Source organism: Dankookia rubra (assembly GCF_004355005.1).
Lineage (GTDB): Bacteria > Pseudomonadota > Alphaproteobacteria > Acetobacterales > Acetobacteraceae > Paracraurococcus > Paracraurococcus ruber_A.
In genome coordinates this window covers 59163-76226 of sequence record NZ_SMSJ01000026.1, presented here as the reverse complement: position 1 = coordinate 76226, position 17064 = coordinate 59163, and the positions used below count along the sequence as shown (strand labels likewise).

The following is a 17064-nucleotide window of genomic DNA, read 5'->3' as shown; positions in this document are numbered from 1 at the left end:
ACCGGCAGGCCGCAGGGCGGCAGGGCGCGGGCCGCGGCGCGGCTGGTCAGCAGCAGGGCCTGGGCCGCCGGCGCGGCGAAGGGCCGCGGCGCCAGGACCAGGGCGGGGGCAAGGATCGGCCGCCAGCCCAGCGCCGCGACCCGGCGCGCGGTCTCGGCCGCGCCGGGCTCCGGCCGGGTGATCAGGACGCCGCCCGGCATGGTCTCAGGCGAAGAGGTCGGCGGGGCTGTCGGCCCGCAGGCTGTCGCCGAGCTCGGCGCCGAGCCGCACCGCATCGGTGGCCGGGCCGGTCAGCGACCGCTTCAACAGGAAGGATCCGTCCGGCCGCGCCACCAGCCCGGTCAGGTGCAGGCTGCCATCCGGCAGCAGCCTGGCATGGCCGCCGATCGGGGTGCGGCAGGAACCGTCGAGCGCGCCGAGGAAGGCGCGCTCCGCCCGGCTCACCGCCGCCGCCGTGCGGTCCTCGATCGCCGAAAGCAGCTCGCGCAGCTCCTCGTCGGCTGCGCGGACGGTGATGCCGACGATGCCCTGGCCGGCGGCCGGGACCATCGCCTCGGGGTCGATGACGACCGCCGCCTCGGCCTCGAGGCCGAGCCGCTTCAGCCCGGCCAGCGCCAGCAGGCTGGCGGCGAACTCCCCGCCGCGCACCCGCCCCAGCCGGGTCTGCACGTTGCCGCGGATCATCGCGCAGCGGAGGTCGGGCCGGGCCGCCAGGATCTGGCTCTGGCGGCGGACCGAGGCCGTGCCGATCACGGCGCCGGCGGGCAGGCAGCCGTAGGGGTCGGCCGGATCCGGCGCGCCGCAGCCCTGCCCGAGGATGATGGCGTCCCGCGCATCCTCCCGCTTCAGGGTGCAGGCGAGCACGATGCCGGGCGGCAGCTCGGTCTCGAGGTCCTTCAGGCTGTGGACGGCGAAATCCACCCGCCGGTCCAGCAGCGCCTCGTGGATCTCCTTGGCGAAGAGGCCCTTGCCGCCGATATCGGCCAGGCGGCGGTCGAGGATCTGGTCGCCGGAGGTGGCGATCACGTGCTCCTCGAAGGCCTGCGCGGCGCGCAGCACGGGGCAGAGCACGCCGATGATCGACAGGAAATGCCGCGTCTGCCACAGCGCGAGGGGCGAGCCGCGGGTGCCGACCCGCAGCGGCAGCAGGCCGCCGTGGCGCGGGATCTCGGCTTGGGTTTGGCCGGAAGGCATGCAGCCGTCATAGAACCGCCGGAGAAGCAGAGGAAGCCGTGATGGACCGCGACGCCGCCGTGCTGGGGCTGGAATCGAGCTGCGACGAGACCGCGGCGGCGGTGCTGCGCGCCGACGGCAGCATCCTGGCCGAGGCGGTGCTGAGCCAGCTCGCGGAACACTCCCCCTATGGCGGCGTGGTGCCGGAGATCGCCGCCCGCGCCCACCTCGACCACCTGCCGCGGCTGGTCGCCCAGGTGATGGCCGAGGCGGGGCTCGACTACCCGCGGCTGGCCGGCGTCGCGGCCACGGCGGGGCCGGGGCTGATCGGCGGGCTGATCGTCGGCAGCAGCCTCGGCAAGGGGATCGCCCTCGCGCACGGCCTGCCCTTCGTCGCGGTGAACCACCTGGAAGCCCACGCGCTGACCGCCACCCTGCCGGGCCTGGTGCCGGACCCCATCCGCTTCCCCTACCTGCTGATGCTGCTCTCGGGCGGGCATTGCCAATGCGTGGCGGTCGAGGAGGTCGGCCGCTACCGGCGGCTCGGCACCACGCTCGACGACGCGGTGGGCGAGGCCTTCGACAAGTCGGCCAAGCTGCTCGGCCTGCCCTGGCCGGGCGGGCCGGCGCTGGAACGGCTGGCGACGCGGGGCGACCCCGCGCGCATCCCGCTGCCGCGGCCGCTGCTGGGGCGGGCGGGCTGCGACTTCTCCTGGTCCGGCCTGAAGACCGCGGTGGCGCATGCGGTCGCCCGCAGCGCCGGCACCGGGCAGGACCGGGCCGACATCGCCGCCGCCTTCCAGGCCTCGGTCGCCGCGGTGCTGGCCGACCGGGCGCGGCATGCGCTCGACATGCTGCCGGGGGCGACGGCGCTGGTGGTGGCCGGGGGCGTCGCCGCCAACCAGGGCGTCCGCGCGGCGCTCGCCGGCGCGGCGGCGCAGCGCGGCCTGCCGTTGGTGGCGCCGCCCATCCGGCTCTGCACCGACAATGCCGTCATGGTCGCCTGGGCCGGGATCGAGCGGCTGCGGCGCGGCCTGACCGACGAGGTCGGCCATGCGCCGCGGCCGCGCTGGCCGCTCGAGGCGATGGCGGCCCCGGCCGCCGCGGCTTGAGGATTTGAGGCGGCCAAACCCCACAATTCCGCACAATCCGCCTCAGGATTCTTGAGGCCGTTCCGGTCCTTCCGCGGCGAAGGCAAGGCCCGCCCAGGCCTTCCGCCCGGCCGGCCTCAGGAATTGTGGATTTGAGGTTCTCAAGCGCCGCCGCGCGCCGGCTGCCGCCCCGGCCCGGGCGGACCGCTGACCTTGATGGTATTCCCATAGCAGGAATATCGTTTCAATTCAACCAGCAACAACCCGGCCGCTCCCGCAACATCCCGGCGAACCCCGGCACCACCGGCGCGTTCCCCCGGGTCAAGCGGAGAGGGACACCTCCATCATGGCCACCCAGACCAGCCCGAAGCAGGGCGCCGACCACCCCGAGAACACCTCCGAGGCCAGCCTCGAATCCGGCGTCGAGCAGACCTTCCCGGCCAGCGACCCGGTCGCCGCGACCACGTCCCAGGGCTCGCGGGCCGAGCGGCCCGAGGCGATGATGCACGCCTCGGACAGCAAGCCGGCGCCCTGCGACGACGGCGTCACGCTCTCGATGCGCTTTCCCGACAGCGAGACGGCGAAGCTGGCGCTCGAGGCCGCGGTGCGGGAGGGGCCGATCGACCGGCGCTGCGCCTCGATCGACCTCGACGACGACCGGGTGATGATGCGGCTCGAGGTGCCGCGGGCCGACCGCGAGCGGATGGACGGGCTGCTCCGCAAGCACGGGGCGATGGAGGCCTGATGCCGCCGGCCTGACGCGGCACGGCGCGCCGCCGCCAGCCGGTCAGGCCAGCACCCAGGTGCCGCGGGCATTGCCGGGGTCGCGGGTCGCGGCCACGGCGGTGCCGGTCCCCTGCCGGATCACCAGCGCGCCGCCGGCCTCCCGCCGGACGAAGCCGGAAACGGCGCCGCCGGCACCGGCAACCCGTCAGCCGGCGCCCGCCCTCGCTGCCATGCCGCCGCCGATCCTGGCGGTGCTGTTTATCCGCCGATCCGGCAGCGTCCCGTCGCGGCCCTGGCGCCAAAGGATGGCGCGCGGCAGGCCGCCGATGCCGGCGACCCGCCGATCCGTCCCGACCTGGCGACCCCGCCGCCGCCGATATGGCTGGTGCCGTCCATCGTCCAGGGCGCGATCCTGCCCGTCCCGGCCTGGCGCCAGAGGATGCCGGCGCGTCCGTCGCGTCGGCGTCGCCGAGGCCGGCGCCCGTCCAGTCCGGCCCGACGGCCGCGATCGCCCCCCCGCCAGTGCCTCGGGAGACACCTGCCATGCGCCGGCGTGGGAGAACCGCGTCAGGTCGGATGGCCGCGGTTCAGCCCGCCGGGACGCCCTTGCTGGTGCTGTACTCGAAATGCAGCGCCTCGCCGGGGAAGACCCGGGGATGGATGGCATGGGCCGCCATCGCCGCCTCGGAGAAGCCCTGCAGGATCAGCTTCAGCTTGCCGGGATAGGTGGCGATGTCGCCGATCGCGTGGATGCCGGGCAGGCTGGTCTCGCAGGTCGCCGGCGCCACGGCGACGTGGCTGTGGGACAGGCCGAGGCCCCAATGGGCGATCGGGCCGAGCTCCATCGACAGGCCGTAGAAGGCCAGCAGGTGGTCGGCCGGGACCGCCTTCTGCTCCCCCTTCAGGGTCGAGAGCACCACCCCGGTCAGTCGCGACCCGTCGCCCTCGAGGCCGTGCAGCTGGTAGGGGATGGCCATCTCCACCTCGCCGCGCGCCGCGGCGGCGTCGAGCCGGGCGCTGCTTTCGGGCGCGGCGCGGAATTTCGGCCGGCGGTGGACCACGGTGACATGGGCCGCGACCTCCTTCAGGCTCAGCGCCCAGTCCACCGCGCTGTCGCCGCCGCCGGCGATCACCACCCGCTTGCCGCGGAAGTCCTCCCGCCGCGCCACCAGGTAGCGCACGGCGCCCGAGGCCTCGTAGCCCGGCAGGCCCTCGAGCGGCGGGCGGTTCGGGCCGAAGGCGCCGGCCCCGGCCGCGAGGATCACCGCGCGGGCCTTGATGGTGTCGCCGGCGCTGGTGCCGAGCTGCCATTCCCCGTCCAGCTCGCGCAGCGTCTCGACCCGGCGGCCCAGCAGGTAGAGCGGGGTGAAGGGGGCGGCCTGGGCCTCCAGCTTGTGGATCAGGGCGCCGCCCTCGATCTCGGGATGCGCGGGGATGTCGAAGATCGGCTTCTCCGGGTAAAGCGCGGCGCATTGCCCGCCGATGGCGTCCAGCGCATCGACCACCACGCAGCGCATCCGCAGCATGCCGCACTGGAAGACCGCGAAGAGCCCGACGGGCCCGGCGCCGATCACCGCCACGTCCGTCTCCACAGTCACCCCTGAAGCCCGCATGCCATCCATTCCCGCCGCCATCGGCGTCTTTCCCGAGGAAGCCGGGGGTCCTACAGGACATGCGCGCCGCGACCAAGCCCGAACCCTGCCCGGGAGCACCATGCCAGGCCCGATCACCCTGCACCTGCCCGACCTCGCCGCCACCGGGCGGCTGGCGGCGCGCCTGGCGCCGCGGCTGCGGCCGGGCGATGCGGTGCTGCTGGAAGGGCCGCTGGGGGCGGGGAAGAGCGCCTTCGCCCGCGCCCTGCTGCGGGCGCTGGCGGGCGACCCGGGCCTCGAGGTCCCCTCCCCCAGCTTCACCCTGGTGCAGAGCTACGAGTTGCCGGGGGGGTGGGAAGCGCATCACTACGACCTTTATCGCCTGTCCGGCCCGGCCGAGGTGGCGGAGCTGGGCTGGGAGGAGGCGCGGGACGGGCTGGTGATCGTCGAATGGCCGGAACGGCTGGGCGGGTTGCGGCCGGAGGGGGCGCTGGTGGTGCGGCTGGCCTATGGCGCGGGGGAGGAGGAACGGGTGGCGGTGCTGTCGGGGTGGGATGGGCGGATGGGTGAGGTGGGGTGACAGAAGGGCAGTCGGCTTTGGGCGGGCAGCGGACCGGTCAGCATTGCTCGACCGCCCGCCCAAGAACCCGTCGCGATGGCAGGGCTGCGCAGCGGGTCAGGAGAGGGCGCGGCAGCAATGGTTCACTAGATTTCCCGCGGACCACTCGGCGGGGGCCGGTCATGAGTAGGATGATTCCAGCAACCCCCTTCGCTCGCTGCACACGCGGCAACCGCATCTGCGGCGTCATGCCTATCGGTGAAGCCCGAACCGGGGGTGCCATTCGGCCAGCTTTCGAACGGTCCAATCTGGGTGGAACATACACCGCCAGCGGATGCTTCCGCCCGGTTGCCCGGAATTTCGGGGGTTTCCAGGCAAGGAGCAGGTCGCGCAAGCCTCACGGCCAAGGTCTCAGTGGAGGTTCTGGTGTCTGAGAAAATCACGATTGCCGAAGCGATTCGGGAACTGCGAAGCCAACTCGAGACGGCGATGACCGAGGGAGCGGGACAACGGATCCGCTTCAAGCCCGCGAACCTGGAACTCGAGCTTTCCATCGCTTTCAGCCGTGAGGGCGAGGCGGGGGGGAAGGTCACGGCCTGGACGATCTTCGAGGCCTCCGGGAGGGCCAAGGTCGGCGACCAGAGCACTCACAGGGTCAAGCTGGTGCTTCAGCCGGTCGAGGCTCTCCCCAAGGAGACAGAGGTAGTGCAGGTTCCAGGCAACATGCGTGCTGGGCCCTTAGCCGCTCGACCGGACCACACGAAGACCGAGGTGGTCGGCCACAGGCCTGTCCCGGACGTTACGCCCGAATTGCGGTTGGGCGAACTCGTGCTGGCGGATCCCAAGATACACGAGATCGTACTGGGACAGGAAGGAGCTGGGTTGGTCATCGATCCCTTCGTCGCCAACCAAGCCCTGTTCCAAGGCCTCCAGAGTGTTATGCAGAACCCGGAGGATCCACGCTACCAGGCCGTAACATCGATCGCGCGCGACGGCTTGCTTGGTCTTGGTGGGGCACCAACGGACAAGGGGGGCTGGGAGCCGCAAGGATAACGGCCCAGATAGCTCCTGGTGCGGCGAATGCCAGCGCCATCGCCGCTTGGAGGGCGGCAGGCGGCAGGCGGCACGGCTCGGGCTGACCGCGTCGTCTCCCGAAGGAAGAGGACGACCGGTGACGGCTGACTTCCTCGCCAACGACTTTGGGGCCATCGCCCGCGCCATGCGGCGGGAAACTTCATCGTCACCTGCGGTGCTGCACTTCTGGGGCAGGCGCGCATTGCCAAGCAGCACGCAGGAAAGCGTCGAAGCGGCAGTGGCAGAGGCTTACAGGTTGGTATCAGGTGGCACAGGGACCCCGTTCCGCATCACCACTCCCGAAGGCAGCGTGCTGATGGACGACAAGGCTCTTGCTGAAGCCGTGATCCGCTATGGCGAGAGGACACCGGTTCAGATGCCGGCGGAGGGAAGCGGTCACAGCGTAGCCAAAGCTGGAACAGACACACGAAGTCAGCAGATCATAATCCCATCGAACACCGCAAATCCTGATCGAGAGTAAGAACTTCCGAGACCAGTTTGCTCGCGTCAAACGGCTTGATGAAAGCTCGCTCCCAAGGTTGAAGAATATGACCCATCAGCATTCGAGGATTTCCAGTCGCATAGACAACACGCAAATCGGGCATGTTCAAACGCGCTTTGGCAGCCAACATCAATCCATCATCTCCTAAGCCGAGATTTAAATCGGTGATCATGACCGTGATACCGCTGGCTTTCTCTTCCATGATATCAAGTGCGGTGGAAGCATCCCCGACATCTATAACTGTTAAGCCTGCGTCTTCCAGGAATTCAATCAACGTCAAGCGAACAAGGACATCGTCCTCAACCAGCAGCACGCACATGGTGACCCCGCTTCACTGCTGGTTTGATGCTGCCGCTGGATGGCTGGAAAGGTAAGAAGATATAACCAACCCACACGAGCAATTTACTCGCATAAGTTGTATTGTACGATGTCGTACTACTCTGCATGCGAGCTTCTGATCCACAGTGTCTGCTCGCTTTTCCAAAAATCTGTGGCGTCAAGCCCAAACCAGAAATGCACTAAGCAACTCTGAATGTGCATGCGCATTATATTTGCATGAAAGGCCAAGTGAACAAGCGGCATGCAGGCGATCAACTCGCCCTTATCGTTGAGGATGAAGTGTTGATCGCGATGGACATCGAGAATGTACTTGTCGCTGAGGGCTTCACCTGTGTTCTGGCGATGAGCCCATTACAGGTCGAAGCCATGCCGATTGATGATCTTACGGTCGCTGTCGTTGATCTTCGGTTGCGAGAATGCGCGTCCGGCCGCAGCGTCATACGCAGTCTGCGCGAACGAGTACCTCATCTTCCAGTTGTTGTCGTAACTGGATTTTCCTTTTCATCTCCTGAGGCTGACTTACGTGGACTTGGTGGGCCAACCGAGCGGCTGGAAAAGCCAGTGGCTCCGGGAGACCTGTCCCAAGCAGTGTGGGCAGTGATTGACCGAAGACGAACTGGAACACCGCCGTTTCCGCGTCGGCGCCGAGAGGACGCCCTTACTGCCTCCCCATGGCCTCCCGCACCATCAGCCAGTCCGCCGCGCTGACCAGCCCCTCGGCGACCGCCTCACGGCCTGCCCGGATGAAGTCGATGCGCTGGGCCCGAGCCAGCATCGTGATCCGGACGTAGATCCCGCTGAGGCGGTCGGCCTCGGCCTCTACGACCAGCTTGTCGAGGTCGGTGCTCATCAGCGATTGCCTATCCAGCCATCCTGAGTCGATCGCCGAAACCAACGGCTAAGTTCTATATTTGTTCGCGCATGTCGCGGCATCAAGCAGACCCTGATCCGATCGGCCCGGATGGCAGGGTCCGACTACGCTGCTACCTTCCGACAGCGGATACCATTCGGTTCTCCGCTGGATGTCAGGGCGGAGCGGGGTGCGGCCACTCGGCGCCGATTGGCATCCGGACGGCGCTGCGGTTCACGGGATCGGGCGAGGCGACCATCGGTGACTGACCTGACCCCTCAGGAGTGGTCCGCCTGTGGGGTAGGGCGACGGCTGCAGAGGGGTCCGCTCCGGGTCGACAGCCGACCTCCGCTACACCCCCCGCCCCGCTTTCCCGGCTGACATCCCCGCCCCGCCGGTCCATGACAGCCCCCACATGCGATATCCCGATCCCTTCCTCGCCGCCCATGGCTATGCCGCCGCCGAGCGCCGCCCGCTCGCGGCCGATGCCTCCCTCCGCACCTATACGCGCCTGGTCGGCGGCCCCCGCCCGGCGCTGCTGATGGACGCGCCGCCGCCCGAGGACGTGCGCCCCTTCGCCGCGCTGGCCCGCCACTTCCTCGCCGCCGGCCTCTCGCTGCCCGAGATCATCGCCGAGGATGCCGGGGCCGGCTTCCTCCTCATCGAGGATTTCGGCGACGCGACCCATGCCGCGCTGCTCGATGCCGGCGCCGACCCGGTGCCGCTCTACACCGAGGCGGCCGAGGCGCTGGCGGCGCTGCACGCCGCCCCGGTGCCGCCCGGCCTGCCGGCCTGGGACGCCGCCGCGATGGCCCGCGCGACGGCCGCGACCTTTCTCGACTGGTGGTGGCCGGCCGCCTTCGGCGCGGCCCCGTCCGACGCGGTCCGCACCGAACTCGATGCCGCGCTCCACGCCATGCTGGCGCCCTTCGCCGGGGCGCAGGGCTTCGTCCACCGCGACTACTTCCCGGCCAACCTGATGCGCCTCGAGGCGCGCGGCGGCCCGCGCCGCACCGGCATCCTCGACTTCCAGGACGGCGCGCTGGGCCACCCCGCCTATGACCTGATCTCGCTGGTCGAGGATGCCCGGCGCGACGTCGAGGCGGCGACCCGCCGGGCCGCGGTCGCCGCCTATCTCGCGGCGCGGCCGGGACTCGACCGCGGCGGCTTCCTCGGCGCCATGGCGGCCTGCGGGGCGCAGCGGCACCTGCGCGTGGCCGCGCTCTGGGTGCGGCTGGACCGGCGGGACGGCAAGCCGGGCTACCTGAGGCACGGGCCGCGCTGCTGGGCGCTGCTGCAACGGTCCTTGTCGCAGCCGGCCTGCGCGCCGCTGCGGGACTTCCTCGACGCGCACGTGCCGGAGGCGCTGCGGCGCAACCCCATGCCGGGCTAGAACGGATGGCGGGCGGGCGCGGACGCCCCGGCGTCCGAAGCCGCTCCGAACGCAGGGCCGGGCGCCGCCGCCGGGCGGTTGCCGCTTCGCGGAAACAGAAGAGGCGTCCGGGGAGAATACCGTCGTCCCGATCTGCTTCCGTACCGCGCCCCGGCGTCGTAGGAAGGCGCCACGATCCCCGCCCCAGCAGCCGGAGTTGTCCCCGCGTGATCACGCTGACCCATGGCATGGTCCTCGCCGCCGGCCTCGGCCTGCGGATGCGGCCGCTGACCGAGACCACCGCCAAGCCGCTGCTGACCCTCGGCGGCCGCAGCCTGCTGGACCACGCGCTGGACCGCCTGGAGGCCGCCGGGGTGCAGCAGGCCGTGGTCAATGCCCATTGGCAGGCCGGGAAGGTCGCCGCCGCGGTCGCCGCCCGCGCCGCGCCGCGCCTGTCCCTGCAGCGGGAGGAATTGCTGCTCGAGACCGGCGGCGGCGTCGCCCGCGCCCTGCCGCATCTGGGCGAGGCCCCCTTCGTCGTCGCCAATGGCGACAGCGTCTGGCTGGACGGGCCGCGCCAGGCGCTCGGCCGCATGGCCGCCGCCTTCGATCCGGCGCAGATGGACGGGATGCTGCTGGTGGTGCGCGCCGCCCAGGTCGACGGCGAGATCGGCCGCGGCGACTTCTTCCTCGACCCGCTCGGCCGTGTCAGGCGGCCGAAGGAGCGCGAGTTGGCCCCCTATGTCTTCGCCGGCGTGCAGATCCTCTCGCCCGGCCTGGTGCGGGACGTGCCGGAAGGCCCCTTCAGCCTGAACATCCTCTATGATCGGGCCATCGACTCGGGGCGGCTGTTTGCCCTGGTGCATGACGGGGTGTGGTTCCATCTCTCGACGCCGCCGGATCTGGAACGGGCCGAGGCCGCGGTGCGGGCGGGGCTGGTGCGGGCGCTGTTCTGAGCCGGGCGTGACGCCCGCCCCGCGGGAAGCGCGCCGATGAGGCTGCACGCCATCCCGGCCCACCTTCCCTTCCTCGATTGCCTCGCGGCCGGCGTGCTGCGGTCGATTCCCGGGGATGCGCCGGAACGCCTTTCCCGCGTCACCATCCTGCTGCCGACGCGGCGCTCGGCCCGCGCGCTGCGGGTCGCCTTCCTGCGCGCGGCACACGGCCGCGCCCTGCTGCTGCCGCGGATGCGGGCGCTGGCCGGGCTCTCGACCGAGGATGCCGACGAGTTGGCCCTGCCCGTGCTGCTCGACCTGCCGCCGGCGGTCGACCCGCTGCGCCGCCAGGCGGTGCTGGCCGGCTACATCGCCCGCCTGCCGAAGGACCGCGGCGGCCCGGCGACGCCGGAGCAGGCCTGGTCGCTGGCCGGGGCGCTCGCCACCCTGCTCGACGAGATCGCGCTGGAGGAGACCGACCTCGACCTGCTGGCCGGCAGCCCGCCCGAGGCGCTGAACGATGCCTGGCTCGAGCGGCTCGAGAAGCTGGTGCCCGACACCCATGCGGCGCATTGGCAGATCACCCTCCGCTTCGTCCGCGGCGTCATGGCGCAATGGCAGGACTGGCTGGCGCGGGAGGGGCTGCTCGACATCGGCATGCGCCGCGCCCAGGCGCTCAGGGCGCAGACCCGCGCCTGGCAGCAGGACCCGCCGCGCGACCCGGTGATCGCCGCCGGCATCGGCGTCGGCGGCACCATCCCGGCCGCCGAGGAGCTGCTGCGCGTCGTCGCCACCGAGCTGCCGCAGGGCTGCGTGGTGCTGCACGGCCTCGACGCCGGCAGCCTGGAGCCGCGGATGTGGGAGGCGATCCACGACGCCCCGACGCATCCCTTCTGCGGCCAGCACCGGCTGCTCCAGCGGCTCGGCGCGCGGCAGGAGGACGTGAAGCGCTGGCATGGCTGCCCGGCCGACGAGGCGGTGCCGCTCGCGGTGCCCGAGCGCCGCCCGGCGCTGCTCGGCATGGCGCTGCGCCCGGCCGCCGGCCTGCCGGCCTGGCAGTCCCGCCGCCCCTCCGAATGGCGGCCGGCGCTGGAGGGCCTCAGCCAGCTCACCGCGCCCGACGCCCAGGCCGAGGCGGTGGCGATCGCGCTGACCCTGCGCGAGGCGCTCGAGGACCCGAAGGCGCGCGCCGCGCTGGTGACGCCGGACCGCGACCTGGCGCGGCGCGTCTCGGCCGAGCTGGCGCGGCATGGCGTGACCGCCGACGACAGCGCCGGCGAGCCGCTGGGCGAGACCCCGGCCGGCGCCTTCCTGCGGCTGCTCGCCCGGCTGGCCGCGACCGAGCTGGCGCCGGTGCCGCTGCTCGCGGTGCTCAAGCACCCCTTGTGCGCCGGCGGCTGGGACCGGCCGCGCTGGGCCGCCGCGGTGCGGCGGCTCGAGCTGGCGGCGCTGCGCGGAGCGCGGCCGGGCCCTGGCCTCGAGGGCCTGCGCGCGGCGGCCCGTGCCGGCCTGGCGCGGGAGGCCGAGGCCGCGGCGCTGGCCGAGGTCATGGCCCTGCTCGGGGTGCTGGAGACGGCGCTCGGCGGCTTCACCGGCCTGCCGGAGGGCGTGACCCGCCCGCCGCGCGACCTGCTCGCGGCGCATCTGGCGGCCGCCGAGGCGCTGGCCGCGACCGCGCTGGTGGCCGGCGGGCTCAGGCTCTATGCCGGGGAGGAGGGCGAGGCGCTGGCCGCGCACCTGGCAGCGCTGGACCCGGCGATGGAGGCGATGCCGCCGGTCGCCGCCGCCGCCTGGCCGGCGCTGTTCGACGCGGCGATGGCGGGCGCCGCGGCGCCGAGCCTCCGCGCGACCCGCGGGCGCGAGCACGGCGCGCATCCGCGGGTCGAGATCCTCGGCCTGCTGGAAGCCCGGCTGCTGACCTTCGACCGCGTGGTGCTGGGCGCGCTCGACGAGACCGTCTGGCCGCTGGCGACCGATCCCGGCCCCTGGATGAGCCGGCCGATGCGGAAGGATTTCGGCCTGCCCGAGCCGGAGGCGCGGATCGGCCGGGTCTGCGCCGACTTCCTGCTGGCGGCCTGTTCCGCCCCGGTCGCGGTGCTGTCGCGCGCCGCCCGGCGCGGCGGCGCGCCGACCGTCCCGGCCCGCTGGCTGACCCGGATCGAGACCTTCCTGCAGGGCCAGGACGGGCTGGCGCTGGACCAGGGCCCGGCCATGGGCTGGGCCGGCCAGCTCGACCGCACCGACCGGCCCGAGCCCTGCGGTCGGCCGGCGCCGCGGCCGCGGCCGGACCAGCGCCCGGCCCGCATCTCCGTCACCCAGGTCGAGACCCTGATCGCCGACCCCTACGCCTTCTATGCGCGGCACGTGCTGCGGCTCAGGGCGCTCGACCCGCTCGATGCCGATGCCGGGGCGCTCGACTACGGCAACCTGGTGCATGCGGCGATGGCCGGCTTCGTCCGCCGCCTCTCGGGCCGGCCCTGGCCCGGTGCCGACGCCGCCCGCGCCCGGTGGGCCGAGGCGGCGCGGGAGGCGCTGGAGCAGGCGGCGCCCCGCCCCGGCCTCGCCGCCTTCTGGACCCCGCGGCTCGACCGCATCGGCGGCTTCGCGGTCGAGCAGGAGGCGGCGATGCGCCAGGGCGAGGGGCCGGTCCCGAGCCTCGTCGAGCTGCGCGGCGAGCTGCCGCTCCGCCTCGACGGGCGGGAGGTGGTGCTGACCGCCTATGCCGACCGCATCGACGTCACGCCGCAGGGCCTGCGGCTGCTCGACTACAAGACCGGCGAGCCGCCGACCGGCGAGGCGGTGCGGGACGGCCGCAAGCCGCAACTGACGCTGGAGGCGGCGATCGCCGCGGCCGGCGGCTTCGAGGGCGTCGCGCCCGCCGATGCCGCGGCGCTGGTCTACTGGAAGCTCTCCGGCGGGCCGGTCCCGGGCGAGGAGAAGCGCGCCGTCGAGGGCGCGCCGCTGGTCCGCCAGCTCGCCGACGATGCGCGCTCGGCGCTGCTCGGCCTGGTCGGCGATTTCCTGCTCGGCGACCGCGCCTTCGTCGCCCGGCCGCATCCGAAGCGGGCGCCGGCCGGCAGCGACTACGACCACCTTTCGCGCCTGGCCGAATGGGCCGGGGCCGAGGACGCGCGGGGGCCGGCATGAGCGCGCCCGGGGATCCGCGCGGCGTGGTGGTCCGGCCAGCGGCCTTCACCGGCGGCTCCGCCGCGGCCCGGACCCGGGCCGAGCAGCAGCAGCGCGCCGCCTCCGACCCGGCGGTCTCCGCCTGGGTCGGCGCCTCGGCGGGCTCCGGCAAGACCAAGGTGCTGATCGACCGCGTGCTGCGGCTGCTGCTCGATCCGGACCAGGTGCCGGGGCGCATCCTCTGCCTGACCTTTACCCGCGCCGCGGCGGCGGAGATGCAGACGCGGCTCCGCCGCCGGCTCGGCGAATGGACCGTGGCGGAGGAGCCGACGCTGGCCGCGCAGATCCGCGGGCTGACCGGCCTCGATCCCGACGACCGGCTGCTCGGCCGCGCCCGCCGGCTGCTGGTCGAGGTGCTGGAGATGCCGGGCGGCATGCGGATCTCGACGATCCACGCCTTCTGCCAGTCGCTGCTGCGCAGCTTCCCGCTGGAAGCCGACCTGCCCCCGCAGTTCACGGTGCTGGAGGAGCAGGAGGCCGCGGCGATGCTGGCCGAGGCGCGCGAGGCGGTGCTGGCGCAGACCGCGGCGGTGACGCGGGAGCTCGCCCTGCTGGCCGGCATCGCCTCGGCCGATACCTTCTCCGACGTCACCCGCGGCCTGCTGCAGGACACCGCGCGGGAGCGGCTGACCCGCTGCCTCGACGGCGGCAACGGCATCGACGGGCTGCGGCTCCGCCTCGCCGCCGCGCTCGGCGCGCCGGACAGCCTGGACGAGGCCGACGTGGTCGCCGCGGCCTGCGCGCCGGAGGAAGCGCCGCTGCGCCTGGCGGCGAGCCTGCTGGGGGCGAGCAAGAACGAGAACGACCGCAAGCGCGCCGGGCGCCTGATCGACTGGATCGAGGCGGACGGGGCGTCGCGCGCCGCGCAATTCGCCGACTGGTGCAGCGTCTTCCACACCAGGGAGGGCACGGTGCGCGCCGCGAGCGGCCTGGCGACGAAAAGCGTCGGCGCCCGGCAGGCGGAGGTGCTGGCGGCGCTGCTGGCCGAGGGCGAGCGGCTGCTCGAGGTCGAGCGCCGGCGCGCCGCCTGCCGGCTGGGCGCCGCGACCGGCGCGCTGCTGGCGCTGGCCGCGCCGGTCATCGCCCGCTACCGCGCGCGGCAGGGCATGGCCGGCATGCTCGGCTACGGCGACCTGATCGACCATGTGCGCCGCATCCTGCAGGACCCCGGCAGCGCCTGGGTGCTCTACAAGCTCGACGGCGGGCTCGACCACGTGCTGCTCGACGAGGCGCAGGACAGCAACCCGGCGCAATGGGGCATCGCCGCCGCGCTGACCGCCGAGTTCTTCGCCGGCAGCGGGGTGGAACGCGCCCGCGCCCGCTCGCTCTCGGCCGCCGCGGTGGAGGCGCCGCGCCGCACCGTCTTCGCGGTCGGCGACATCAAGCAGGCGATCTACGGCTTCCAGGGCGCCGATTCCGCCGGCTTCGCCACCTGGGCGGAGCACTACCGCCGGCAGGTGGCCGATGGCGGCGGCGAGTTCCGCCCGGTGCAGCTCGACGTCTCCTTCCGCTCCACCGCGCCGGTGCTGGCGCTGGTCGACGCGGTCTTCGCCGAGGGGCCGGCCTGCGAGGGCGTGGTCGGCGGCGGCGCGGCGCTGTCGCACGTGCCCGACCGCATCGGCCATGCCGGCTGCGTGGAGCTCTGGCCGCTGCTGCGCCCGGCCGAGACGCCGGCGCCCGAGCCCTGGCAGGTGCCGAAGGTGCCCGAGCGCGTCGCCAGCGCCGAGGCGCTGATGGCCGAGGCCCTGGCCGCGCGCATCGACCACATGATCCGGCACGAGCCGCTGGCGGCGCGCGGCCGCCCGGCGCGGGCCGGCGACGTGCTGGTGCTGCTGCGCAAGCAGGCCAACGTCGCGCTCGTCCCGCTGCTGGTGCGCGCGCTGAAGGCGCGGCAGGTGCCGGTCGCCGGCGTCACGCGGGTCAAGCTGGTCGAGCACATCGCGGTCATGGACCTGCTCGCGCTCTGCGACGTGCTGCTGCTGCCCGAGGATGATCTCCAGCTCGCGGCGCTGCTGAAGAGCCCGCTCGTCGGGCTGTCGGAGGAGGCGCTGCTCGGCCTCGCGCATGGCCGGCCCGGCTCGCTCTGGGGCGCGCTGATGGCGCGGCGGGCGGAAGCCGCCGAGGGGCCGGAGGCGCTGGCCGCGGCCTGGCTGGCGCGGCTCTCCGGCCGGGCCGACCTGGTGACGCCGCATGCGCTGCTGGCGGAGGTGCTGGGCGAGGCCTCGGCCGATGGCAGGCCCGGCCGGGCGCGGCTGCTGGCGCGGCTGGGGCCGGAGGCGGCGGACGTGCTGGACGAGCTGCTGAACGCCGCGCTGGCCTACGAACGCAAGCACCCGCCGAGCCTGCAGGGCTTCCTGCACTGGCTGCGCCAGGGCGGCGCCGAGGTGAAGCGGGAGGCCGAGGGCAGCGGCGACGCGGTGCGGATCATGACCGTGCACAACGCCAAGGGGCTGCAGGCGCCGGTCGTCATCCTGGCCGATGTCGGCCCCGGCCGGGCGCCGGAGACGCTGCGCTGGCTGGAGCAGGACGGCCTGTCGCTGCCGCTCTGGGCGCCGAACAAGTCCTTCCATGCGCAGGCCTACCTCGATGCCAAGGCGCGCGACGAGGCGAAGCGGCAGCAGGAGGAGAACCGCCTGCTCTACGTCGCGCTGACCCGGGCCGAGGACCGGCTGCTGGTCTGCGGCTGGGGCAAGGACCCCGGCGAGTGGTACACCCATGTGAAGGCCGGCTTCCTGCGGCTGGCGGATGCGGGCCGTGCCGCCGAGGCGCCCTTCGACCATGCCGGCTTCGGCGCCCCCGCGGCCTGCGACTTCGGCGAGGCGGTGCTGTGGCGCGCCGCCTGCGGCCAGGAGGCCGCGCCGCAGCCGGATGCGGTCGCCGCCGCGGCGGACAGCGCCGGCCCGCTGCCCGGCTGGGCCACCCGCCCCGCCCCGCCCGAGGCCGCCGAGGTGGCCATCCTGCCCTCCGCCCTGCCCGGCGAGACCGAGACGCCGGCCGCGGCGCCGCATGGCGAGGCCGACCCGGGCGGGCGGCGGTTCCGCCGCGGCCGGGTGATCCATGCGCTGCTGCAGCACCTGCCGGAGCGGCCGGAGGCGGAGCGAGAGGCGGCGGCGCGGCGCTTCCTCGCCCGGCCAGGCCATGGGCTGAGCGAGGCCGAGCAGGCGGAGACCGCGGCCGAGGTGCTGGCGCTGCTCTCGGCGCCCGATGCTGCGGCCGCCTTCGCCCCGGGCAGCCTGGCCGAGGCGCCGATCGCCGGCCGCGTCGGCGGGCGGCTGGTCGCCGGCCAGGTGGACCGGCTGGTGGTGACACCCAGGCGCGTGGTGGTGCTGGACTACAAGACCAACCGGCCGCCGCCCGCGACCGCCGGGCAGGTGCCGGAGCTCTACCTCAGGCAGATGGCGGCCTACCGCGCGGTGCTGCGCCAGGCCTTTCCCGGCCGGGCGGTGGATTGCGTGCTGGTCTGGACCTATGGCGCGCGGCTGATGCCGCTGCCGGGGGATTTGCTGGACCAGCATGCGGCGGTGGAGCCCGCGTAAAGCGGATGGCCGGAGGGCGTGAACGCCCGGACGCCTGAATCCGCTTGGAAGACAAAGGCCTACAGTGGTGTCGCGTTCAGCTTCGCGCGCAAACCGCTGCAGCCCCGCCTCCGCGCCGCGCGCATGACG

The 17064-nt window shown here is 73.3% G+C and carries 14 protein-coding genes and 1 pseudogene; 10 read left to right on the top strand and 5 right to left on the bottom strand.

Translation table 11 applies throughout. The features are described from left to right. Window positions 1–200, bottom strand: a pseudogene (locus E2C06_RS18700) (uroporphyrinogen-III synthase); the annotation flags it as partial. Window positions 201–204: 4 nt separating this feature from the next. Continuing rightward, window positions 205–1194, bottom strand: coding sequence for a hydroxymethylbilane synthase (gene hemC / locus E2C06_RS18695; RefSeq protein WP_133290130.1), 990 nt, complete (start codon window positions 1192–1194; stop codon window positions 205–207). Between the two features lie 41 nt (window positions 1195–1235). Between hemC and tsaD the strand changes: the two genes are divergently transcribed. Both tsaD and E2C06_RS18685 read left to right on the top strand, forming a co-directional pair. Then, window positions 1236–2285, top strand: a complete 1050-nt coding sequence (tsaD, locus tag E2C06_RS18690; RefSeq protein ID WP_133290129.1) for a tRNA (adenosine(37)-N6)-threonylcarbamoyltransferase complex transferase subunit TsaD — start codon at window positions 1236–1238, stop codon at window positions 2283–2285. A gap of 325 nt (window positions 2286–2610) precedes the next feature. Beyond that, window positions 2611–3009 carry a hypothetical protein gene (locus E2C06_RS18685; protein ID WP_133290128.1) on the top strand — a complete coding sequence of 133 codons (399 nt, stop codon included), beginning with the start codon at window positions 2611–2613 and terminating at the stop codon, window positions 3007–3009. A gap of 568 nt (window positions 3010–3577) precedes the next feature. Here E2C06_RS18685 and E2C06_RS18680 read toward each other — a convergent pair. Continuing rightward, entirely contained in the window at window positions 3578–4603 is a 1026-nt protein-coding gene (locus E2C06_RS18680) for an NAD(P)/FAD-dependent oxidoreductase (RefSeq protein ID WP_133290127.1), read from the bottom strand. A gap of 100 nt (window positions 4604–4703) precedes the next feature. Between E2C06_RS18680 and tsaE the strand changes: the two genes are divergently transcribed. From tsaE to E2C06_RS18665, 3 genes are all read left to right on the top strand, one after another. Continuing rightward, window positions 4704–5162, top strand: coding sequence for a tRNA (adenosine(37)-N6)-threonylcarbamoyltransferase complex ATPase subunit type 1 TsaE (gene tsaE / locus E2C06_RS18675; protein WP_133290126.1), 459 nt, complete (start codon window positions 4704–4706; stop codon window positions 5160–5162). A gap of 405 nt (window positions 5163–5567) precedes the next feature. Next, window positions 5568–6194 carry a trypco2 family protein gene (locus E2C06_RS18670; protein WP_133290125.1) on the top strand — a complete coding sequence of 209 codons (627 nt, stop codon included), beginning with the start codon at window positions 5568–5570 and terminating at the stop codon, window positions 6192–6194. Window positions 6195–6312: 118 nt separating this feature from the next. Beyond that, window positions 6313–6696: a hypothetical protein gene (locus E2C06_RS18665; RefSeq protein WP_133290124.1), complete on the top strand. Its 384-nt coding sequence runs from the start codon at window positions 6313–6315 to the stop codon at window positions 6694–6696. On the opposite strand, the gene E2C06_RS18660 is transcribed toward E2C06_RS18665, so the two are convergent. Further along, window positions 6656–7036 (bottom strand): response regulator, encoded by a 381-nt coding sequence (locus E2C06_RS18660; protein WP_133290123.1) that lies wholly within the window; start codon window positions 7034–7036, stop codon window positions 6656–6658. The two genes, E2C06_RS18665 and E2C06_RS18660, sit on opposite strands and share 41 nt — an antisense overlap. 236 nt (window positions 7037–7272) lie before the next feature. Between E2C06_RS18660 and E2C06_RS40805 the strand changes: the two genes are divergently transcribed. Next, window positions 7273–7764 (top strand): response regulator, encoded by a 492-nt coding sequence (locus tag E2C06_RS40805; RefSeq protein WP_369126540.1) that lies wholly within the window; start codon window positions 7273–7275, stop codon window positions 7762–7764. Here the strand turns inward: E2C06_RS40805 and E2C06_RS18650 are convergent. Next, complete coding sequence (locus tag E2C06_RS18650) at window positions 7715–7906, bottom strand: hypothetical protein (protein WP_133290121.1); 192 nt, start codon at window positions 7904–7906, stop codon at window positions 7715–7717. The two genes, E2C06_RS40805 and E2C06_RS18650, sit on opposite strands and share 50 nt — an antisense overlap. A 415-nt stretch (window positions 7907–8321) precedes the next feature. Between E2C06_RS18650 and E2C06_RS18645 the strand changes: the two genes are divergently transcribed. The 4 genes from E2C06_RS18645 to addA all read left to right on the top strand — a co-directional run bounded on the left by E2C06_RS18645 (window position 8322) and on the right by addA (window position 16935). Then, window positions 8322–9299, top strand: a complete 978-nt coding sequence (locus E2C06_RS18645; protein WP_133290120.1) for an aminoglycoside phosphotransferase family protein — start codon at window positions 8322–8324, stop codon at window positions 9297–9299. 206 nt (window positions 9300–9505) lie between these two features. Further along, window positions 9506–10234 (top strand): nucleotidyltransferase family protein, encoded by a 729-nt coding sequence (locus E2C06_RS18640; RefSeq protein ID WP_241671356.1) that lies wholly within the window; start codon window positions 9506–9508, stop codon window positions 10232–10234. A 36-nt stretch (window positions 10235–10270) separates the two neighbouring features. After that, complete coding sequence (addB, locus tag E2C06_RS18635) at window positions 10271–13360, top strand: double-strand break repair protein AddB (RefSeq protein WP_133290119.1); 3090 nt, start codon at window positions 10271–10273, stop codon at window positions 13358–13360. Continuing rightward, window positions 13357–16935, top strand: coding sequence for a double-strand break repair helicase AddA (gene addA, locus E2C06_RS18630; protein WP_133290118.1), 3579 nt, complete (start codon window positions 13357–13359; stop codon window positions 16933–16935). Before addB ends, addA begins: the two co-directional genes overlap by 4 nt. Window positions 16936–17064 lie beyond the last annotated feature (129 nt).